Raw genomic sequence first — 21,699 nt, forward strand, 5'->3', positions numbered from 1 at the left:
CCCAAGCGTCAGGGACTGGGCCTGAACATCACTCGGGGGAATCCTTTCCTTAGTCATGATGAATCGGCCAATATTAGGCGATCTTTAATGAAAAAGAAGGCCAAATGATGTCAACGCTACCTTCGTTGGGTTTTGCCGGGATCGGCCTGATGGGCCTGCCGATGTGCCGGCGCCTGCTGGCTGCGGGGTTTTCGCTGACTGTATGGAACCGTAATCCGGACAAATGTGCGCCGCTGGTCGAGGCGGGCGCGCGACAAGTTGCCACGCCTGCCGAGCTGTGTCGGCACGCCGATGTGCTGATGTTGTGCCTGGCCGACACGGCCGTGGTGCGCGAGGTGGTGTTTGGCCCGGGCGGAGTGGCCGAAGGTGGGAAAAGCGGTCAGTTGCTGGTGGATTTTTCCAGCCTGGAACCCACCGCGACGCGGGAAATGTCGGCGCAGTTGGCCAGCCAGACCGGCATGCGCTGGCTGGATGCTCCGGTGTCCGGGGGCGTTATCGGCGCCGAGGCCGGGAGCCTGGCGATCATGGTGGGCGGCGAAGCGGCGGACCTTGAGCGTGTCAGGCCTGTTCTGCTCAGCCTCGGCCAACGTGTCACTCATATGGGCGCGGTCGGGGCGGGGCAGGTGACCAAGGCCTGTAATCAGATGATCGTTGCCTGTAACGCTCTGGTCATCGCCGAAGTCGTGGCGCTGGCCGAGCGTTCCGGTGTGCAGGCCAGCCTGATTGCCGAAGCGCTGGCCGGCGGGTTTGCCGATTCCAAACCGTTGCAGATCCTCGCCCCGCAAATGGCCGAAAGCCGTTTTGAACCGGTGAAATGGCACGTGCGCACGCTGCTCAAGGACCTCGATACCGCGGTGAAATTTTCCCGTGAGCAAGGTTCGGCCACGCCCATCAGCGGATTGGCCGCACAATTGATGCGGTTGCATGGTAGCCAGGGATTCCTGGAAAAAGATCCGTCGACCCTGGTGCAGCTGTACCGCGAGCCAGACTCAGCGGACTGATCGTGTGCCCGTGTTTGCGCTGGTTGATTTCACTCAGCACCGGACGCAGTTCCGCCAGCGGCACCGGGCGGCTGAGCAGGTAGCCCTGGACGAAATCGCAGCCGTTGCGCTGGAGAAACTCGTATTGCTCAAGGGTTTCGACGCCTTCGGTGATCACCTGCAAATGCAGGGTGTGAGCCATGACGATAATCGCCTGAACGATTTCCATGTCCTGAGTCGACTTGGGAATGTCCTGGATGAACGAGCGATCGATCTTCAGCGAGTTGAGCGGCAGACGCTTGAGGTAGGCGAGGGAGGAGTAACCGGTGCCGAATTCGTCGATCGACAGCGACACGCCGAGGGCGCGAATCTGGCGCAACAACACCAGCGAATTGGCGATGTTGACCATCAGCGCGTTCTCAGTCACTTCCAGTTCCAGTCGCTGCGGCGCCACTCCGGCAACCCGCAACGCGTGTTCGATTTCATCTGCGAGGTCTTCGCGCGCCAGGTTCAGCGGCGAGCAGTTGACGGCGATGTGCAGGTCTTCGCAGCCCTGACGTGACAACTCGCTCAGGTCCTCGCAGGCTTTGCGCAGAACCCAATTGTCCAGCTCGGCAATCAACCCGTTGGCCTCGGCGATGGCAACGAAGTGGTCCGGTGTCAGCAACCCGTGAACCGGATGTTGCCAGCGGACCAGCGCTTCCAGCTTGCTGACCTGTGCGGTTTGCAAGTCGAAAATCGGTTGGTAATGCAGGATCAGCCCGGTGTTTTCATGCAGGGCGTGGCGCAGTTCCTCTTCGAGTTGCAGCTCCAGTGTGGCTCGGGTTCTCAGGTTCGGGCTGAAGAAATTCAGGCCGTTGCGGCCGCCGCCCTTGGACTGGTACAGCGCCAGGTCGGCGTGTTTCAGCAATTCCTCGCAGGTGGTGCCATCCTCCGGAAACAGGCTGATGCCGATGCTGGTGGTCATGACCATGCGCCGCCCGGACAGCTCGATCGGTTCCTTCATCTTCAGCATGATGCGCTGGGCCATGGCCCGTGCTTCCTCGCGTTCACGCAGGCTGATGAGGAGGCAGAACTCGTCACCACCGAAACGCGCCACCACATCTTCGTGGCTGCGAACCGAACCCTTGATGTGCTGGGCCAGGACTTTGAGCAATTCGTCGCCGGCGTCATGGCCGAGGCTGTCGTTGATCCGCTTGAAGTGGTCGATGTCCAGAAACATCACCGCGAGCATGCCGCCTTCATTGGTTTTCTGGAGCAGCTTCTCGGCGAAGATCTGGTTGAAGCCACGGCGGTTGATCAGGTTGGTCAGGGCGTCATAGTTAGCCACTTCTTGCAGCGACATGCGCGCCTGATCCAGTTGGCCGAGCAGCGTGTTGACCCGTTGCAGGTCGCGTTCTTTGTGTTGCAGTTTCTTGTCCGCCAGTGCTGCGCTGATGCTGCTGCCGATGATCAGTAGCGTGATGACCGCCACCGTCAGCCCCAGTTGCAGGTGATTGTTGTCACCGGGCAACGTCAGCGGGCTGCCGGTCGGCAACACCAGGCTGAAGGCGGCCATGCCGGTGAAATGCATGCTGATAATGCCCGCCCCGAGCACCAGGCTGGCGCTGAATTTGACCAATTGATGGAGCAGGCCAGAGCCTTCGCGCAATCGACTCGACAGCAACAGCGCCGCGAGGCTGGCGCCAATGGCGATGACGATGGAAAGGATGAACAGCACCGGTTCGTAATACGTCATCGCATTCGAACGCATCGCCGCCATGCCCACGTAATGCATGGTCGCGATGCCCAGGCCAATGCAAATGGCCGCCTGGATGTACTGCCGGATGCTCAGGTGAGGATGGCTGAGGGTGTGCATCGCCAGCCACGAGGCGAACAGGGCAATCAGCAGGGAGGCAAGGGTGACGGGCAGTTCGTATTGAATCTCGACCGGCGCCTGAAACGCCAGCATGCCGATGAAATGCATGGCCCAGATGCCGCCGGCCAGGCACCCGGCGCCGATCCAGCGCCACAGCCGTTGTGAAGCCGGGTTTTCCGAATGCCCGACCCGTTCGGCCATGTCCAGCGTGGCGAAGCCGCCCACACAGGCGACCAGATAGGCCAGCAGCACCAGAAAAGGATCATGTGTGCAATTGAGGACAACTTGCCCGTTCGCGGTCAGCTCGGTAAAAAAATGCAAACCAAGCCACTCCATAGCATGCCCCGTCTTGTCCCGGCCCGCGCCATGCACGCTGGCGAATGCTTTGGAGTATAGAGGTCATACAAAGAGCGTCAGCGGTGATGGCACATTGGCACTAATGATTTTGACATAAGCGTTATAGCGTTTACGGCTAAGGCTCAGGCGATCTGCTCATAAGGTAAATCGGGTTGCAGCGCTGGTAACCCGAAGGCGGCTCGTGCCGCATCGCAATCCACATTCGCCTCGCCGTTGGCCCAGGAAGCATCGAACTCGCGGCAAGTGCTGGAGCGCTGGTCGTAAATCGAGCATTGCACCGCGGTGCCGACTTCACCGACCAATCCGACACAACGAGTCGGTTTGCAGTCGGTGCCGAGCATGGCCACCCGGCTGGGGCTGATCGGCGCCACCAGTTCATCGGGTACTACACCTCCGGCCGAGGTGCATTCACCCCAGAAAAAAGACACGCGAAAGTGAGAACAGCAGGCACCGCAATTCAGACACGGACTGGCTTCGGACATGGGCGATAATCAAAGGAGGGATGGGGGCATGGTGTGGCAGACAAGGCCGCTATTCTAGGCTTCGCCTCGGGCTTTGGAAGGGGGGCACAGAGGTATTTTTCAACGGTTGGTCGGATCATGGAAAACACCACCAACCCACTGTGGGACGGGCGATGCGACCGGTATATCAGTCACATGAATGTTGAATGTGGCACCGCCATCGCTTGCAAGTCAGTTCCACTGACGCCATGGGTTGATATCAGCCTTACGAATAATTACAGACAGTTGCACCGGGCCTGACTAGATTGCAGGTTCCGGGGACAGTGATGCCCCAAAAACAATAAAAAGAGACGGACCCATGCAGAACTCGACCCAAGCGGCGAATGCCTGGCGCATTCTGTTCCTGCTGTTCCTGGCCAATCTGTTCAATTTCTTCGACCGCACCATTCCGGCCATCATCATCGAGCCGATTCGTATGGAATGGCACCTCAGCGACTTTCAGCTGGGCATCATCGGTACCGCCTTCACCATTGTCTATGCGATTGCCGGGCTGCCGCTGGGGCGGATGGCCGATACCGGTTCGCGCGCCAAGTTGATGGGTTGGGGGCTGGCGGCCTGGAGCGGGCTGACAGCGGTCAACGGGCTGGTGGGCAGTTTCTGGAGTTTTCTGATCGTGCGCATGGGCATCGGTATCGGTGAGGCCAGTTACGCACCTGCCGCCAATTCGCTGATCGGCGACCTGTTTCCGGCCCACCGCCGTGCGCGTGCGATGGGGATTTTCATGCTGGGTCTGCCGTTGGGCCTGCTGCTGGCGTTCTTCACCATCGGCTGGATGGTCAAGGCGTTCGACAGCTGGCGCGCGCCGTTCTTCATCGCGGCGGTGCCGGGGCTGATCCTGGCGGTCTTCATGTTTTTCATCAAGGAACCGAAACGCGGCGCAGCGGAAAGTGTGCAGGTCTCGCAGGAACGTGTGGACCGGCCGATCCGCCGGGTGCTGGCGGTGCCGACCTTTCTGTGGCTGGTGATGGCGGGGCTGTGTTTCAACTTCGCGACCTATGCCTGCAACTCGTTCCTGGTGCCGATGCTGCAACGCTACTTCCTGATGCCATTGCACGAAGCGGCGGTGGCGACCGGTGTGATCGTTGGTGTAACGGGGCTGTTCGGCCTGACGTTGGGCGGTTGGGTCGCAGACAAGATTCACCAGCGGGTGGCCAATGGGCGGCTGCTGTTTGCGGCGTTCAGCCTGATCGTTTCGACGGTGTGCACCGCGTGGGCGTTGCATGCCGGGCGGATCGAGATCGGAGTGTTCGTGGCGGTGTTCAGTCTGGGCTGGTTGTTTGCCTACAACTTCTACACCTGCGTTTACACGGCCATCCAGGACGTGGTCGAACCACGCCTGCGGGCCACGGCGATGGCGTTGTTCTTTGCCGGGCTGTATTTGCTGGGTGGTGGATTGGGGCCGGTGGTGGTGGGCGGTTTGTCCGATCACTTCGCACACACGGCGATGCTGGCGGCCGGCGCCGAACAGATGACCGAAGCGTTCAAGGCTGTTGGCCTGCATGACGCGATGTACCTGATCCCGGTGGCGCTGTTCTTTACGATGGTGTTCCTGTTCATGGCGTCGCGGTGTTTTGTGCGGGATGCGAAGCGGATGAAGGAAGGCTTGGTGGCGGTGGTTGAGCCGCAGATCCCGGCAGTCACCGCGTAGAAAATTTGCAATAGAGAACCTGTAGGAGCCGGCTTGCTGGCGATGGACTCGAATACACCGCGGTGAACCAGTCAGTACGCGTTATCGTTAACGACCATCGCCAGCAAGCCGGCTCCTACAGGGATTGTTTGGTTTTTCCGAGGCAAAAAAAGGCCCGCATCGCTGCGGGCCTTTTTCATTGCACGAGGTGGAGCAGGGGGTGATTAACCCGCCACCAACACCCGAATCGCTTCCAGTCGCAGCGCTGCCTTGTCGAGCATCGCCAGACCTTGTTCACGCTGTTTGCGCAGGGCAACCAGTTCGCTGTCGCGTACGGTCGGGTTGACCGCTTGCAACGCGGTCAGGCGCGCCAGTTCTTCATCGGTATCAGCCGCGAGACGACGTTGCGCTTCGGCCACGCGCTCGGCATGACGCGGGAAGATTTTCTCTTCACCGGCGTTGATCCGTGGCGTCAGCTGATCGCGCTGGGCCTGGATGAATTTGTTGGCGCTGGCACGCGGCACGCTTTCCAGTTGATCGTTCAGGGTCTCGAACGACACCCGGGCCGACAGGTCATTGCCATTGGCATCGAGCAGGCAGCGCAACGCAGCCGGCGGCAGGTAACGACCCAGTTGCAGCGAACGCGGTGCAACCACTTCGCTGACGTAGAGCAGTTCCAGCAACACGGTGCCCGGTTTCAGCGCCTTGTTCTTGATCAGCGCCACGGCGGTGTTGCCCATCGAACCGGACAGCACCAGGTCCATGCCGCCTTGCACCATCGGGTGTTCCCAGGTGATGAACTGCATGTCTTCGCGAGACAGCGCCTGGTTGCGGTCGTAAGTGATGGTCACGCCTTCGTCGTCGCCCAGCGGGAAGCTGGCGTCGAGCATTTTTTCGCTCGGCTTGAGGATCAGGGCGTTTTCCGAGTGGTCTTCGCTGTCGATGCCAAAGGCGTCGAACAGGGTTTCCATGTAGATCGGCAGCGTGAACTGATCGTCTTGCTCGAGGATGTCCTCGACCAGTGCATCACCTTCGCCAGCGCCGCCGGAATTGAGTTCCAGCAAGCGGTCACGGCCAGTGTGCAGCTCGGCTTCCAGGCGCTCACGCTCGGTGCGAGCTTCGTCGATCAGTGCTTGCCACTCGCCGTCATCGGCATTTTCCAGAAGCGGCAGCAGGCGCGGGCCGAACTGATGCTGCAAGGCGTTGCCGGTCGGGCAGGTGTTGAGGAACGCGTTCAACGCTTCGTGGTACCACTGGAACAAGCGCTCTTGCGGGCTGGTTTCGAGGTACGGCACGTGCAGTTCGATGATGTGCTTCTGGCCGATCCGGTCGAGACGACCGATCCGCTGCTCCAGCAGGTCCGGGTGCGACGGCAGATCGAACAGCACCAGGTGGTGCGAGAACTGGAAGTTGCGACCTTCACTGCCGATTTCCGAGCAGATCAGCACTTGCGCGCCAAACTCTTCATCGGCGAAGTAAGCGGCGGCGCGGTCACGCTCAAGGATGTTCATGCCTTCGTGGAACACCGTCGCAGGAATACCGGAACGCACGCGCAGGGCGTCTTCCAGGTCCATGGCGGTTTCGGCGTGGGCGCAGATCACCAGCACTTTGGTGCGCTTGAGCATTTTCAGCTGGTCGATCAGCCACTCGACGCGCGGGTCGAATTTCCACCAGCGTTCTTCTTCGTTGGCGTCCGGCTGGGCCTGGAAGCTGACTTCCGGGTACAGCTCGGCGTGATCGCCCAACGGCAGTTCGAGGTATTCGTCGGGGCACGGCAGCGGGTACGGGTGCAGTTTGCGCTCCGGGAAACCCTGCACGGCGGCGCGGGTGTTGCGGAACAGCACGCGGCCAGTGCCGTGGCGGTCGAGCAGTTCACGGACCAGACGGGCACTGGCTTCGGTGTCGCCATCATTGACGGCGCTCAGCAGCGCTTCGCCTTCGTTGCCGAGGAAACCGTGAATGGTCTTGTGCGCTTCAGGCGACAGGCGCCCCTTGTCCAGCAGCTCCTGAACGGCTTCGGCCACCGGGCGATAGTTCTCGCTCTCGGCACGGAAGGCGTGCAGGTCATGGAAACGGTTCGGGTCGAGCAGGCGCAGACGCGCGAAGTGGCTGTCCTGACCCAGTTGTTCCGGGGTGGCGGTCAGCAGCAATACGCCAGGAATGACTTCGGCCAACTGTTCAACCAGCGAGTATTCCGGGCTGGCCTTGTCTTCGTGCCACACCAGGTGGTGGGCTTCGTCGACGACCATCAAGTCCCAACCGGCGGCGAACAGCGCGTCCTGGGCCTTTTCGTCTTCCACCAGCCATTCCAGGGCGACCAGCGCGAGCTGGGTGTCTTCGAACGGGTTGGCGGCATCGCTTTCGATGAAGCGTTCTTCGTCGAACAGCGCGACTTGCAGGTTGAAGCGGCGGCGCATTTCCACCAGCCACTGGTGCTGCAGGTTTTCCGGCACCAGGATCAGCACGCGGTTGGCGCGGCCCGAGAGCAGTTGGCGATGGATCACCAGGCCGGCTTCGATGGTTTTGCCCAGGCCCACTTCGTCTGCCAGCAGTACCCGCGGCGCAATGCGGTCGGCGACTTCACGGGCGATGTGCAGCTGGTGCGCGATCGGTTGCGCACGCACGCCGCCCAGGCCCCAGAGCGAGGATTGCAACTGGCGGCTGGTATGTTCCAGGGTGTTGTAGCGCAGGGAGAACCAGGCCAGCGGGTCGATCTGCCCGGCGAACAAACGGTCGCTGGCCAGTCGGAACTGAATGAAGTTCGACAGCTGGGTTTCCGGCAGGGTGACCACTTCGTTCTGCGCGTTGAGACCGTGGTAGATCAGCAGGCCGTCGATGTCGTCGACTTCCTGTACGGTCAGTTTCCATCCTTCGAAGTGAATGATCGAATCGCCCGGCGAAAAACGCACGCGGGTGAGGGGCGCATTCCGTAGCGCGTACTGGCGAGTCTCGCCAGTGGCCGGATAGAGCACGGTCAACAAGCGGCCGTCCTGTGCCAGAACGGTGCCTAAACCCAGCTCGGCTTCGCTGTCACTGATCCAGCGTTGCCCCGGTTGATACTGCTGCGCCATGCTGCCTGACTCCCACCTTGAAAAAGCGGGCTATCTTAACGGAATGAGGGCTTCAGGGCCAAAGGACTCTCAGAAAAACTCACAGTCTTACGTTAGTTCACCGCTTGAGACGTGTGCGGGCCGGGGCACTTGTTAGTGCCAATCCGGTCACAGTTTGCGACCGATGGCTCAAGTCGCCATCCCCGCAGCCGACAGCCTGCTGACAGGAGACAAATAATTATGCTGCCACCGATGCTCCCCTTGAGTGCCGTGCCGATCACTTCACAGCACGACCCGATCCGCCAGCGCCCGGATATTCCGCCTGTTGTGCCGGTGCAGGAAAGCTCCAACGAAAGCACGATCGACCTGCAACAGCGCGATCCGGAAGAGGCGGCTTTTCAGTTGCGCGAGGAACAGCGCCGCAAGCAGGAAAAGGAACGCCGTCGCCGTGAAGCCGATGAAGATCCTGAAGAGCACCTGGCAATTCCCGGCACTGAGCTCAACGCGGATAACACCGTGCCGGTCGCGCCATTGATGGACGACGAGCCGCGTCAGGGGTTGTGGGTCGACATTCAGATTTAGTCCTTGATGAGGGAAAGTTCGTTGAGGGCGTTGAGCAGTACATCCATTTCTTCTTCGGTATTGAGGTAACTGACGGCAATCCGCGCGATGCTGTCCAGCCCTCGGGCCTGCATATCCAGCGGCGTATAGGCCACGCCATTGGCGCCGATGTTGATCCCTCGTTGCGCCAGTCGCTGCTTCAATTCAACGCTGTCCCAACCCTTGAGCGTGAAGGCGACCAAGCCTGATTGCTGATTCGCCGGCCCCAGGTTGTGTAGCGTCAGCCCGCTGACCGACTCAAGGCGTTCGCGCAGTTGCCCGCTCAAGCTTTCGATCCGCTGGCGAATCCGGGTTGCACCCAAGTGGTTGAACTCCTCCAGCGCATTGGCCAGCCCGGCCAGCAAAGCCACCGACACTTCACTGGTTTCAAACCGCCGCGCATCGTCACGTACCGGGAAACCTTCGCCGTCCCACGGTGCGGAAAGCACGTCCAGATGGCCGGGCACGAGACGTTCGAGAAACCCCGGTTTGATGTACATCAGCGCCGTTCCTCGCGGGCCACGCAGGAATTTGCGCCCGGCGCCCTTGAGCACATCGCAGTTCAATGCCTGCACGTCGCAGGGCAATTGCCCCAGCGCCTGGCCAGCGTCGATGAAGTAGGGAATGCCGTGCTGGCGCGCCACGGCACCAATGGCCTCGGCCGGGTTGATCAGGCCGCCGTTGGCCGGAAGCCAGGTCAATGCGATCAGCTTCACCTTTGGGTCGATCATCTGCTGGAGGGCGGACACGGACACGGCGCCCGTCTCATCGCAGGGAATCACCTCCAGCCGCGCCCCGGCGCTGACGGCTCCGGCGATGCAGGCCAGATTGCCGCCCCATTCATGGCGCCCGACCAAAATCCGCTCGCCATCCTGCCACGGCCCCAATGCATTGAATGCCATGCCCCAGGCTGCCGAACCGCTGCTGGCGAACGCGATGTTTTCAGTCTCGGCATTCAGCAGTCTGGCCGCCGCATGGCGGGCGCGGGCTTGAACACTCTGGTCGGCGGCCTCCATCGGTCCGCTGGTGGCCTCGCGTTGCAGCTGTTCGATCACCGCGTCTAGGGTGGCCTGACTCGGCAACGATGCACCGGCGTGGTTGAAGTGAATCACGCTGGCGCATCCCGGCGTCGCCGCTCGCAAACGCTCCACTTCGCCGAGGTTCATGGGCGCAGCTCGAAAATAGCGTCGATTTCCACGGCCACGCCGCCGGGCAGGCTCGATACGCCGACAGCCGTGCGCACATGCCGGCCTTTTTCGCCGAGGACATTGACCAACAGGTTGGATGCGCCATTGGCGACCGCACCTTGACGCGCAAAATCCGGGGCGCTTGCGATGAACACGCCAAGACGGATGATGCGCACCAGTTTCGACAGGTCATCGCCGAGTGCATCGCTCAATTGTGCGAGCAGGCCCAGTGCGGCAAGTTCGGCGGCGTTGGCGCCTTCTTCATCGGAGATCGACTCTCCCAATCGGCCGATGAATGCCGGTTTGCCGTCCAGTAGCGGAATCTGACCGGAAATGAACAACTGGTTCTGGCTGACCACGTGGTTGACGTAGTTGGCGATGGGCTGGCTCGGTGTCGGCAGGCTCAGGCCAAGTTGCTGGACACGGTGGGCGAGTGAGTCGGTCATGGTAAATCCTCCTGAATGAAGGCTTCAGCATGTTGGCGGACGGGGAGTGCGACAAACGGATAGATTTAATCCGACGTATTCAATTAGCTCATGCGTAGATCGAATGTGGGAGCGGGCTTGCTCGCGAAGGCGGTGGGTCAGGCAAAATAAATTGCGACTGACACACCGCCTTCGTCGGAACGCCGCCCGGACCAAGCCCGCTCCCACAATTTTGATCTTCAGTCGCCGTGAGATTTGTGTGCGATGTTGGCCATCTCATTCAGCCATTCACTAAAGCATTGTGCCGCGTGGCTCGGCGGTCGCTCGGGCGTGACCAGCCAATAGCCGATATCGCTAATGAACGGCGGGGTGGAGAAGGCTTCTACCAACGAGCCGTCCTTGAGCCGGCGCTCGATCAAGTGATGACGGCCCATGGCGATGCCTTGGCCGGCCACGGCGGCTTCGACGACGATGTTGTAGTCGTGGAGCATGACGCTGGGGCAATGGCTGAGGTCGATGGCGTTGTGCGCGCTCCAGTCGATCCACTCGAACGGTTGGTGCGACTTGGCCATGAGCAGCGGACCTTGGTCGGTGCCCTTGGCCTTGAACGCCGGGCTGCAGACCGGGGTCAGTGTTTCCACCATAAAGCGCCGGGCCTGGACTTTCGGCCAACCACCTTTGCCGTAGCGGATGGCCAGGTCGACTTCGCCGCCGCCGACGTCGGCCAGTTGCACCGAGGGCAGGAGTTCAACATGAATGTGCGGGTGGCGTGCGTTGAAACTGGCCAGGCGCGGCGCCAGCCACAGGGTGGCGAACGAGGCGAGCAGGCCGATGCGCAGGGTGCTTTCCTGGTGCTCATTGCCCCGCAGTTCACGGGTGGCCAAGGCGATGGAGGCGAGGGCCGGTTGAATCTTCCGGTAATACGCTTCGCCGGCCGGCGTCAGATTGATGGCCCGGGTACGGCGGATAAACAGTCGCTGGTTGAGGAACTGTTCCAGTTTCTGCACTTGATGGCTGATTGCACTTTGGGTCACCGACAATTCATCGGCGGCCTTGATGAAACTCAAATGACGCGCCACGGCCTCGAAGGCGCGCAGGGCCATCAAGGGAGGCAGATCCTGGTGCAGTTCCACGGCGCGGGTCCTTTGGGTCCATCGTAAAGTCGCGATTGTGCGTTGAAAAAACGCCATGAGCACATATTTTGTTAAGCCGCTGTTACGCAGGCGACTGGTCAGCGCGGGCGCCAGACCGCATTATTGGCGCAATCCTGCCGAACGAAGTGGCAGTTGAACTTCATTTCACGCGATGCACCGAAGACCATGAGCCAAGACGACAAACTGATCGACCTCAATTCCGAACGCGCCAAGCGTGTTCATGACCTCAACGAAAAACGCCTGAACGAAGTGCGCCAGGCATTCGAGCAGGCAATGCCGTTGGGTAAAGCGAAGAAGAAGCCGAAGAACAAACCGAAAAAGCGTTAAACCCCTCGCATCCGTTGATGCAGATCAGTTTTCCCCCTCCTTTGCGCCCAGTCTCGGGCGATATTGATCCCGGTCAATTTCCTCTCCTGCCTGATTGGTTAACTTAGCCCCATCGCAACAGGGCAAGTGCAGGAGGCCAGTCATGTTTTTCGACAACGTGGTGATCGCCGGAGTGCTGACAGTCGGCCTCATGGTTCTGTTTTTCGCAGGGTTTGGATTTTTTATCTGGAAAGATTCGCACAAACGGAAAAAACCGTAGGTCTTTCTGGATGCAATGAGCACGCAAGGCATTTTGGGCAACTTCGGTTGCCCTTTTTTTTGCCTGCGAGAATCTGGTGGTTTGTGCGGGTTGGTGGTGGGAGGTTCTGAGTTGGGCAACGGCCTGGGGTTTTCAGGTGGGTTGTTGGGTGGGGTACATATCCGTTTCTGCGGTAACGGCTGCTATTGGTTTCGCTCTTACAGCGAGTCACTTTCGAAAAGCGCGAAAGTAACCAAAGCGCTTTTGCCCCTTTCGTTCGGTGCCTCGCTAAGGCTCGGCATGCCCTCGCTCCGGTCCTGCTCCGTGGGCCCGCCGCGATCGGCCATCCCTGGCCGTGCGCGGCTAACCCGGCATCCTTGCCGGGTTGCCCACTGCGCAGAACCTGCGCTCGGCCTCTCGAGGGGGCGACTACCGCCACAGCCGCCGAGGCGGCCTGAAAGCCGACCTGGCTCTTCAGTTGTCCGCGTTGTCCTTCTTTGATGCGTTCACTCATTCCGCACATATGCACCGATCCCCTGTAGGAGCCGGCTTGCTGGCGATGGCGTCGGTCCAGCCAATACATACGTTGATTGACCCACCGCTATCGCCAGCAAGCCGGCTCCTACAGTTGATCGTATTTATCCAAACACATCTGCATTTCCCCTGTAGGAGCCAGCTTGCTGGCGATGGTCGTCAACGATAACGCGGGCTGTCTGAATGAACGCGTTGCCCAAACGCTTTTCGCCGGCAAGCCGGCTCCTACAGGGAATCGCGTTTGCTTTCGCTTCTCACCACTCATCAGGCCGAGCGTTAGCTCGCCTTCCGCTTTTGATCTGAGCGCCCCCTCGAGAGGCCGAGTGGAGGTTCTGCGCAGTGGGCAACCCGGCATGGATGCCGGGTTAGCCGCCCCCGGCCATGGATGGCCGATGGCGGCGGGCCCACGGAGCAGGACCGGAGCGAGGGCATGGCGAGCATTAGCGAGCCACCGAACGAAAGGGGCAAGAGCCCTTGGTTACTTGGGGCTCTTCCAAGTGACTCGCCGTAAGGGCGAAACCAATAGCCGCCGTTACCGCAGAAACGGATATGTACCCCATCCAACACCACCCCCCAGCTCGCGTGCTTCGTGGTGTTCACTAAAACGCAGCGATAAAAAAAGGCGCGAACCTCACGGAACGCGCCTTTTTCGTTGCAGCGATGTATCAGCTAGCCAGTGCCTTCGACGCCAGCCAGAACAGGCCGGCCGACAGGCCCACGGTTGCCGGCAGGGTCAGGACCCAGGCCAGCAGGATGGTTTTGACGGTGCCGCCCTGCAGGCCGCTTTTGTTGGCGACCATGGTGCCGGCCACGCCAGAAGACAGCACGTGGGTGGTGGACACCGGCAGGCTGAAGATGTTCGCCATGCCGATCAGGCTCGCCGTCGTGATCTGTGCCGACATGCCCTGGGAGTAAGTCATGCCTTGCTTGCCGATCTTCTCGCCGATGGTCAGTACCACGCGTTTCCAGCCAACCATGGTACCGAGGCCCAGAGCCAGTGCGACCGCCAGGATTACCCAGAACGGAGCGTATTCGGTGGTGGTTGTCAGGTCTTTGCGCAGCTTGTCCAGGTCAGCCTTTTCACGGGCCGCGAGGCTTGGCAGTTTGCTGACTTTCTTGGCCGTGTCGTCCAGGCAGAGCAGATAGCGACGCACTTCGATGCGGCTTTCCGCCGACAGCGAGTGGTAATCGGCCACACCTTTAAGGGTGTCGAGCAGGGCGGAAATGGTTGGTTCGGTCTGTTTCGGGTTGCAACGGAATTTCTCCGGCAGATCGCCTTCCACGCTTTTGCCCAGTGCCAGGAACTCGCCCAGCGTATCGGCATTGCGTTTGTAGAACTGGCTCAGGTGCAGGGTCGCATCGCGAGTCCGTTCGATCTGGTACGTGGTGCTGCCCAGGTCGAGCACGAACTGCGCCGGCACGATACCGATCAGCACCAGCATGATCAGGCCGATACCTTTCTGACCATCGTTGGAACCGTGCACGAAGCTCACGGCCATGGCCGAGATCACCAGCACCAGTCGGTTCCAGAACGGCGGATGCTTCTTGTCGTCGATCTTGCGGCGCTGTTCCGGCGTCTTGTGCATCTTCGACAGCGGACGCCACCATTTAAGGCCGATCAGAATCAGCGCGGCGACCAGGAAGCCGGCCATTGGCGAGAACACCAGGGAGGCACCGATATCGATCGCCTTCTGCCAGTTCACGCCATCGGCCAACGGAATGTCGTTGATCAGGGCGTTGGCCAGGCCGACCCCGAGGATCGAACCGATCAGCGTGTGGGAGCTGGAGGCCGGGATACCGAAGTACCAGGTGCCCAGGTTCCAGGTGATGGCGGCGGCGAGCAACGAGAACACCATGGCCAGCCCGTGACCGGTGTTCACATTGATCAGCAGTTCTACCGGCAGCAGGTGGACGATGGCATACGCCACGCCGACACCGCCCAGCAGCACGCCAAGAAAGTTGAACACACCGGAAAAGAACACGGCCAGATGAGGCGGCATGGCTTTGGTGTAGATAACAGTGGCCACCGCGTTTGCAGTGTCATGAAAGCCGTTGATGAACTCGAAGGCGAGGACAAAGGCGAGGGCGAGCAAGAGGCTCACAAGCACCCAAGCATCCAGTCCGCTGAATAAATCGATCATGAAGGTTTTCTGACCCGGTCATAAGGGGGCGCGATTATGCCAGAAAAGACTGCTAATCGATGCACTAGCTGCTCATCGGTAACATTCTTCAACGAATTAGTTTGCGGAAATAGCCCGGGCGCCGGGTTTTTACCGGGTTTTGCAAGTCGTTGAATTTCTTTGGAAAGCCCGCAGGCACAAGGGTTTCTCTCTTGTAGGCGAGAGGCTTGAACGCTTGTGTGAAATATCTGAGAAGAGGGCCAGACATGAGCCATTTGCCTCATCAGATGGATGAGGAGGCCGCTGCCCGCTCGTAGCGGGCGCGAATGGCAACATCATTGCTTCCCGCTTTTAACGGGGGCAGGCGCGGGCCCTTGAAAGGAATCAGGCCGGAGCAATCATGGCTCTTCGGCTTTGAGTTCCTTTTCCATCTTCTGCAATTCCTGGGAAAAAGCCTGATCCTGAACGGTGGCGCGTTTACGCCAGGGTTTGCGTTCCGGTTCGGGCTGAGCGGCGTAGGTGGTGACTTCCCCGCCGTAAACTTCCTTGTAACGTTGTTCCTGGCGCTCAAGTTCCGCGCGCAGTTCGTCTTTCGTCACAGTGCTACCTGTATGGGTTGAGATTAATTCTGGTAAATCGCGCTGCAGCAAATGCATTGACCACGCTCGCCGAAAGGACAATGCCCGCAAAGGCATCGTTTTACGACACGGCAATCAATACTTCCATGTTGCAGGCGGCCACGGCACCAGAGCAAAACGGCTGACGTAGCATCAGTTTCCTGTTTCAGCGAGCGCGCTGGCGGAGCATATGAAATGAACGACAGGCACTTGCTGCGGGCAGCCGCGATGGAACATCGTGCTGCCGGGTGACGCAATCGGCAAGTAAAAACCGAGGGGTCACTGAGTTGCATTATAGCGGTCGATTTGCAGAACACTATCGTCAAGGAGTTAAAAATGAATGGCAATGTGTGATTGTTTTGTTACTTGAAAGTTTTGCGGTCACTTAGCAGTGATGTCTTTCTGGCGTCATTAAGCCGAACAAGTTAAAGAATACATGAGGTGCTTTAACGGCGGGTTCAAGCAAAGGTAAAACATATAATAGAGGGCGCGAGCCGAAATCTGCACAGCGTCTGTCGCGTCCATAGGACTGATTGCGATTATCGGTCGGCCGTTCGATAATCGCCCGATCTTGGCTGCCTGTGGCTTGTGCGCCGAACCCGGGGCCGCATGTAATAGCCTTCGCCGATCCGTGTGGGAAAAGGACCTGATATGAACGAGCAAATGCGCAATTCCTTCGCTTCAGTAGCGCCGCCGATAGTTGCGTCGCCCGCCAAGCGGATCCAGGCCCTGACCGGAGACCCGGATTTCATGACGTCCCTGGCCCGTGGCCTGGCCGTGGTGCAAGCGTTCCAGGAGCGCAAACGGCATTTGACCATCGCCCAGATCAGTCACCGCACGGAAATTCCCCGCGCCGCTGTGCGACGTTGCCTGCACACCCTGATCAAACTCGGCTACGCCACCACCGACGGTCGCACCTATTCGCTGCTGCCCAAAGTGCTGACCCTCGGCCATGCCTATCTGTCCTCGACCCCGTTGGCGGTGTCGGCCCAGCCTTACCTCGACCGCATGAGCGAGCAACTTCATGAGGCCTGCAACATGGCCACGCTGGAAGGCGACGACATTTTGTACATTGCCCGCTCGGCGACCACTCAGCGTCTGATCTCGGTGGACCTGTCGGTGGGCGGACGCCTGCCCGCCTATTGCACCTCCATGGGCAGGATTCTTCTCGCGGCACTGGACGACACGTCGCTGCGCGAATACCTCGATCATGCCGACCTGCAAGCCAAGACCAGTCGCACTCTGCATACCCCCGAAGCGTTGCTCGAGTGCCTGCAGGAAGTACGGCAACAAGGCTGGTGCATCGTCGATCAGGAACTGGAACAAGGCCTGCGCTCGATTGCCGTTCCGGTGTACGACGCTTCCGGGCAAGTGGTGGCGGCGCTCAACGTCAGCACGCACGCCGGCCGGGTCAGCCGCAACGAGCTGGAGCAACGGTTCCTGCCGGGTCTGCTGGCGGCCAGCCGCAACCTCAGCGCCCAGCTGTTTGCCTAAGCTGTTCGGTAATCGCCCAGACTCGCGTTTAACGAATTGACGCACTTTCCCCAGGATCACTAATGTCGCGGCAGCGCCAGCCTAGGCTGGCACCTGTCCGACTGCGTTCTTGCGTGGAATAAAAATAATGAACCAGCCTCAGTCTGCTGTAGGAAACTGCCTCGACGTGCAGTCCTTCATCAATGCTCAACCCATTTCGCGCTACCAGTGGCGAGTGGTGATCCTGTGTTTCCTGATTGTCTTCCTCGATGGCCTCGACACTGCGGCCATGGGCTTCATCGCGCCAGCACTGTCCCAGGACTGGGGCATCGATCGCGCCAGCCTCGGCCCGGTGATGAGTGCGGCGTTGATCGGCATGGTCTTCGGCGCACTGGGTTCCGGCCCTTTGGCTGACCGCTTCGGGCGAAAAGTCGTACTGGTGGGCGCCGTGTTGTTGTTCGGCGCCTTCAGCCTGGCGTCGGCTTACAGCACCAATGTCGATCAATTGCTGGTGCTGCGCTTCCTGACCGGCCTGGGCCTCGGTGCCGGTATGCCGAACGCCACGACGTTGCTGTCGGAATACACCCCGGAGCGCAAAAAATCCCTGCTGGTGACCAGCATGTTTTGCGGCTTCAACCTCGGCATGGCCGGTGGCGGGTTTATTTCGGCCAAGCTGATTCCGGCGTTCGGCTGGCACAGCCTGTTGCTGATCGGCGGAATTCTGCCGCTGATCCTCACCGTTGTTTTGCTGCTCTGGCTGCCGGAATCGGCGCGTTACCTGGTTGTGCGCAATCGCGGCACCGACAAGGTACGCAAGGCGCTGGCGCCGATCGATCCGAGCGTTGTCGCTCAGGCATCCAGCTTCAGTGTGCCGGAACAGAAAACCGTGAAGGCGCGCAACGTGTTTGCGGTGATCTTCTCCGGCACTTACAGCACCGGCACCTTGTTGTTGTGGCTGACTTACTTCATGGGCCTGGTGATCGTTTACCTGCTGACCAGTTGGCTGCCGACGCTGATGCGTGACAGCGGCGCGAGCATGGAGCAAGCGGCGTTTATCGGCGCGCTGTTTCAGTTCGGCGGTGTGTTGAGCGCCGTGGGCGTAGGCTGGGCGATGGATCGGTTCAATCCGCACAAAGTCATCGGCACTTTCTACTTGCTGGCTGGGGTGTTTGCCTACGCGGTAGGGCAGAGCCTGGGCAACATCACGCTGTTGGCAACCCTGGTGCTGGTGGCGGGGATGTGTGTCAACGGCGCGCAATCGGCGATGCCTTCTTTGGCGGCGCGGTTTTATCCGACTCAAGGGCGGGCGACGGGCGTGTCGTGGATGCTCGGGATTGGTCGCTTTGGCGCGATCCTCGGGGCGTGGATGGGCGCGACGTTGCTGGGGTTGGGCTGGAACTTTGAACAAGTGCTGACGGCGCTGGTGATTCCGGCGGCGTTGGCGACGACGGCGGTGGTGATCAAGGGCATGGTCAGCCATGCGGATGCGACCTGAGTCCGGGTTTCAGAATCTTCAGTGGGTTTGATGGCCTCTTCGCGGGCAAGCCTCGCTCCTACAGGTTCAGTGATTACCCGTAGGAGCGAGGCTTGCCCGCGAAGCTTTTGAGGTCGGTAGTGAGACAACAATCTGTTCGATAAACGAACACTCAGTCGATTATCGGATTGTTTGGGTTTTTTCAGGGGCTTACTCTCTAGTCATTCCGGCGCGCGCATCGCGCCTTTTTCTACCACTGTCGGTTCATAACAAAACGGGAGCCTGCCCCATGGCTGAAATCCTTTCGCTGCACGACGCGGTGAAGCAATTCGTTAACGACGGCGATACCGTTGCGCTCGAAGGCTTCACTCACCTGATCCCTACGGCGGCGGGTCATGAAATCATTCGTCAGGGCAAGAAAGATCTGACGCTGGTACGGATGACGCCTGACCTGATCTACGACCAATTGATCGGCGCCGGTTGTGCTCGCAAGCTGATTTTCTCCTGGGGCGGCAACCCGGGCGTGGGTTCGCTGCACCGTCTGCGTGATGCGGTCGAGAAGCAGTGGCCGCACCCGCTGGAAATCGAAGAACACAGCCACGCCGACCTGGCGAACGCCTACGTCGCTGGCGCCTCCGGTCTGCCGTTCGCGGTGCTGCGTGCCTACGCCGGTTCCGACCTGCCGAAGGTCAACCCGCTGATCAAATCCGTTACCTGCCCGTTCACCGGCGAAGTGTTGGCCGCTGTGCCTTCGGTGCGTCCGGACATCACCGTGATCCACGCGCAGAAAGCCGACCGTAAAGGCAACGTGCTGCTCTGGGGCATCCTCGGTGTGCAAAAAGAAGCCGCACTGGCCGCCAAGCGTTGCATCGTCACCGTCGAAGAAATCGTCGACGACCTCAACGCACCGATGAACTCCTGCGTGCTGCCGACCTGGGCCTTGAGCGCTGTCTGCCACGTTCCCGGCGGTGCGCATCCGTCTTACGCCCACGGCTACAACGAGCGTGACAACCGTTTCTATCAGGCCTGGGACCCGATTGCCCGCGACCGTGAAACCTTCACCGCGTGGATCAACGAGTACATCCATGGCTGCGCTGACTTCAGCGAGTTCCAGGCCAAGCTGGCCGCTGCTTCGGAGGCGAAGTAATGACTTACACCACCAATGAAATGATGACCGTTGCCGCCGCTCGCCGACTGAAGAACGGTTCGGTGTGCTTCGTCGGCATCGGCCTGCCGTCGAAAGCGGCCAACCTGGCGCGGCTGACGTCCTCGCCGGACGTGGTCCTGATCTATGAATCGGGTCCGATCGGTGCCAAGCCGAGTGTATTGCCGCTGTCGATTGGTGACGGTGAATTGGCGGAAACCGCTGACACCGTCGTCCCGACCGGTGAGATTTTTCGCTACTGGTTGCAGGGCGGGCGCATCGACGTCGGTTTTCTCGGCGCCGCGCAAGTGGACCGCTTCGGCAATATCAACACCACGGTAGTCGGCGATTATCATGCACCGAAAGTCCGTCTGCCGGGCGCCGGTGGCGCGCCGGAAATCGCCGGTTCGGCCAAAAGCGTGTTGATCATCCTTAAACAGTCGTCGCGTTCCTTCGTCGACAAGCTCGACTTCATCACTTCGGTCGGCCATGGCGAGGGCGGCGATTCGCGCAAGCGTCTGGGGCTGCCGGGCGCCGGTCCGGTCGGCATCATTACCGACCTGTGCATCATGGAACCGGAAGCGGGCACCCATGAATTCGTGGTCACGGCGTTGCACCCTGGCGTGACCCGCGAGCAAGTGGTTGCGGCCACCGGTTGGGCGATTCGTTTCGCCGACACTGTTGAACACACCGCCGAGCCGACCGAGGTTGAACTCAAGGCACTCAGGGATCTGGAAGCCCGCACCGCCGCCGCCCACGGCCAAGCACCCGGAGAAGCGTGATGCGTGACGTTTATATCTGCGACGCGATTCGCACCCCCATCGGCCGTTTCGGCGGTGGCCTGTCGGCGGTTCGCGCCGACGACCTGGCCGCCGTGCCGATCAAGGCCTTGATGGAGCGCAACCCGTCGGTGGACTGGAACGCCGTGGACGAGGTGTTCCTCGGCTGCGCCAACCAGGCCGGTGAAGACAATCGCAACGTGGCGCGCATGGCGCTGCTGTTGGCGGGCCTGCCGGAATCCATTCCGGGCGTGACCCTCAATCGCCTCTGCGCTTCGGGCATGGATGCCATCGGCACCGCGTTCCGCGCCATCGCCAGCGGTGAAATGGAACTGGCGATTGCCGGCGGCGTCGAGTCGATGTCCCGCGCACCGTTCGTGATGGGCAAGGCCGATGCGGCGTTCTCGCGCAACATGAAGCTGGAAGACACCACCATCGGCTGGCGTTTCATCAACCCGTTGATGAAAGCGCAATACGGTGTCGATGCGATGCCGCAGACCGCCGATAACGTGGCCGACGATTACGAAGTGTCCCGCGAGGATCAGGACGCGTTTGCCCTGCGCAGTCAGCAGCGGACAGCCGCCGCGCAAGCTGCAGGATTTTTCGCGGAAGAAATCGTTGAGGTGCGGATTGCCCACAAGAAGGGTGAAACCGTCGTCAGCCAGGACGAACATCCTCGCGCCGACACTACGCTGGAAACCCTGGCCAAACTGAAACCGGTCAACGGTCCCGACAAAACCGTCACCGCCGGCAATGCGTCGGGTGTGAACGACGGCGCGGCGGCACTGATTCTGGCCTCGGCCGAAGCGGTGAAGAAACACGGTTTGACCGCTCGCGCCAAAGTGCTGGGCATGTCCAGCGCCGGTGTCGCACCGCGTGTCATGGGCATTGGCCCGGTGCCGGCAGTGCGCAAACTGACCGAACGCCTCGGCCTGGCGGTCAGCGATTTCGATGTGATCGAACTCAACGAAGCCTTCGCCAGCCAAGGCTTGGCGGTGTTGCGTGAACTGGGCCTGGCGGACGACGCGGCGCAGGTCAACCCCAACGGTGGCGCCATTGCCCTGGGCCATCCGCTGGGCATGAGCGGTGCGCGCCTGGTGTTGACGGCGTTGCATCAGCTTGAAAAAACCGGTGGCAAGAAAGGTCTGGCGACCATGTGCGTCGGCGTTGGCCAGGGTCTGGCCTTGGCCATCGAACGGGTCTGACCCACAGCAGTGACAATAAGAACTGAGGA

18 protein-coding genes are annotated in these 21,699 nt (G+C 60.5%); 10 read left to right on the forward strand and 8 right to left on the reverse strand.

The annotated features are described in order from the left end of the window. The first annotated feature begins 104 nt into the window (after nucleotides 1-104). Nucleotides 105-1,001: an NAD(P)-dependent oxidoreductase gene (locus KGB24_RS14385; protein ID WP_223415778.1), complete on the forward strand. Its 897-nt coding sequence runs from the start codon at nucleotides 105-107 to the stop codon at nucleotides 999-1,001. Here KGB24_RS14385 and KGB24_RS14390 read toward each other — a convergent pair. Further along, entirely contained in the window at nucleotides 892-3,174 is a 2,283-nt protein-coding gene (locus tag KGB24_RS14390) for a putative bifunctional diguanylate cyclase/phosphodiesterase (RefSeq protein ID WP_223415779.1), read from the reverse strand. The two genes, KGB24_RS14385 and KGB24_RS14390, sit on opposite strands and share 110 nt — an antisense overlap. Nucleotides 3,175-3,317: 143 nt before the next feature. Next, complete coding sequence (locus tag KGB24_RS14395) at nucleotides 3,318-3,677, reverse strand: YkgJ family cysteine cluster protein (protein ID WP_032829148.1); 360 nt, start codon at nucleotides 3,675-3,677, stop codon at nucleotides 3,318-3,320. A gap of 337 nt (nucleotides 3,678-4,014) precedes the next feature. Between KGB24_RS14395 and KGB24_RS14400 the strand changes: the two genes are divergently transcribed. Continuing rightward, on the forward strand, nucleotides 4,015-5,364 hold the full coding sequence (locus KGB24_RS14400) for a spinster family MFS transporter (protein ID WP_192417969.1): 1,350 nt from the start codon (nucleotides 4,015-4,017) through the stop codon (nucleotides 5,362-5,364). Nucleotides 5,365-5,567: 203 nt separating this feature from the next. Here KGB24_RS14400 and rapA read toward each other — a convergent pair whose 3' ends face one another. Further along, a complete protein-coding gene (gene rapA, locus KGB24_RS14405; RefSeq protein WP_008034221.1) occupies nucleotides 5,568-8,414 on the reverse strand; it encodes an RNA polymerase-associated protein RapA in 2,847 nt (948 codons plus the stop codon). Nucleotides 8,415-8,633: 219 nt separating this feature from the next. Between rapA and KGB24_RS14410 the strand changes: the two genes are divergently transcribed. Beyond that, complete coding sequence (locus KGB24_RS14410; protein ID WP_008034222.1) at nucleotides 8,634-8,975, forward strand: hypothetical protein; 342 nt, start codon at nucleotides 8,634-8,636, stop codon at nucleotides 8,973-8,975. Here KGB24_RS14410 and KGB24_RS14415 read toward each other — a convergent pair. The 3 genes from KGB24_RS14415 to KGB24_RS14425 all read right to left on the reverse strand — a co-directional run bounded on the left by KGB24_RS14415 (nucleotide 8,972) and on the right by KGB24_RS14425 (nucleotide 11,738). Beyond that, nucleotides 8,972-10,159 carry an aminotransferase class V-fold PLP-dependent enzyme gene (locus KGB24_RS14415; protein ID WP_223415780.1) on the reverse strand — a complete coding sequence of 396 codons (1,188 nt, stop codon included), beginning with the start codon at nucleotides 10,157-10,159 and terminating at the stop codon, nucleotides 8,972-8,974. The genes KGB24_RS14410 and KGB24_RS14415 overlap by 4 nt on opposite strands. Beyond that, nucleotides 10,156-10,626, reverse strand: coding sequence for a RidA family protein (locus KGB24_RS14420; protein ID WP_223415781.1), 471 nt, complete (start codon nucleotides 10,624-10,626; stop codon nucleotides 10,156-10,158). Before KGB24_RS14420 ends, KGB24_RS14415 begins: the two co-directional genes overlap by 4 nt. 218 nt (nucleotides 10,627-10,844) lie before the next feature. Next, a complete protein-coding gene (locus KGB24_RS14425; protein ID WP_223415782.1) occupies nucleotides 10,845-11,738 on the reverse strand; it encodes a LysR substrate-binding domain-containing protein in 894 nt (297 codons plus the stop codon). 153 nt (nucleotides 11,739-11,891) lie between these two features. Between KGB24_RS14425 and KGB24_RS14430 the strand changes: the two genes are divergently transcribed. Next, nucleotides 11,892-12,086 carry a hypothetical protein gene (locus KGB24_RS14430; protein ID WP_223415790.1) on the forward strand — a complete coding sequence of 65 codons (195 nt, stop codon included), beginning with the start codon at nucleotides 11,892-11,894 and terminating at the stop codon, nucleotides 12,084-12,086. Between the two features lie 142 nt (nucleotides 12,087-12,228). Further along, entirely contained in the window at nucleotides 12,229-12,345 is a 117-nt protein-coding gene (ccoM, locus tag KGB24_RS29290) for a cytochrome c oxidase subunit CcoM (RefSeq protein WP_007906619.1), read from the forward strand. A 1,178-nt stretch (nucleotides 12,346-13,523) separates the two neighbouring features. Here ccoM and KGB24_RS14435 read toward each other — a convergent pair. Continuing rightward, entirely contained in the window at nucleotides 13,524-14,999 is a 1,476-nt protein-coding gene (locus KGB24_RS14435) for an inorganic phosphate transporter (RefSeq protein WP_008025627.1), read from the reverse strand. A gap of 377 nt (nucleotides 15,000-15,376) precedes the next feature. Next, complete coding sequence (locus KGB24_RS14440; RefSeq protein ID WP_007903846.1) at nucleotides 15,377-15,577, reverse strand: hypothetical protein; 201 nt, start codon at nucleotides 15,575-15,577, stop codon at nucleotides 15,377-15,379. A 669-nt stretch (nucleotides 15,578-16,246) separates the two neighbouring features. On the opposite strand from KGB24_RS14440, the gene pcaR reads away from it, so the two are divergent. The 5 genes from pcaR to pcaF all read left to right on the forward strand — a co-directional run bounded on the left by pcaR (nucleotide 16,247) and on the right by pcaF (nucleotide 21,670). After that, nucleotides 16,247-17,089 (forward strand): pca regulon transcriptional regulator PcaR, encoded by an 843-nt coding sequence (pcaR, locus tag KGB24_RS14445; protein WP_008025635.1) that lies wholly within the window; start codon nucleotides 16,247-16,249, stop codon nucleotides 17,087-17,089. 127 nt (nucleotides 17,090-17,216) lie between these two features. Further along, nucleotides 17,217-18,563 (forward strand): MFS transporter, encoded by a 1,347-nt coding sequence (locus KGB24_RS14450; protein ID WP_008039434.1) that lies wholly within the window; start codon nucleotides 17,217-17,219, stop codon nucleotides 18,561-18,563. Between the two features lie 268 nt (nucleotides 18,564-18,831). Then, nucleotides 18,832-19,689: a CoA transferase subunit A gene (locus KGB24_RS14455; RefSeq protein ID WP_008025638.1), complete on the forward strand. Its 858-nt coding sequence runs from the start codon at nucleotides 18,832-18,834 to the stop codon at nucleotides 19,687-19,689. Further along, nucleotides 19,689-20,468, forward strand: coding sequence for a CoA-transferase subunit beta (locus tag KGB24_RS14460; protein ID WP_008025640.1), 780 nt, complete (start codon nucleotides 19,689-19,691; stop codon nucleotides 20,466-20,468). Before KGB24_RS14455 ends, KGB24_RS14460 begins: the two co-directional genes overlap by 1 nt. Then, nucleotides 20,465-21,670, forward strand: a complete 1,206-nt coding sequence (pcaF, locus tag KGB24_RS14465; protein ID WP_223415783.1) for a 3-oxoadipyl-CoA thiolase — start codon at nucleotides 20,465-20,467, stop codon at nucleotides 21,668-21,670. Before KGB24_RS14460 ends, pcaF begins: the two co-directional genes overlap by 4 nt. Nucleotides 21,671-21,699: the final 29 nt, after the last annotated feature.

Origin of the sequence: Pseudomonas sp. BF-RE-25 (assembly GCF_019956105.1) — a bacterium.
GTDB lineage: Bacteria > Pseudomonadota > Gammaproteobacteria > Pseudomonadales > Pseudomonadaceae > Aquipseudomonas > Aquipseudomonas migulae.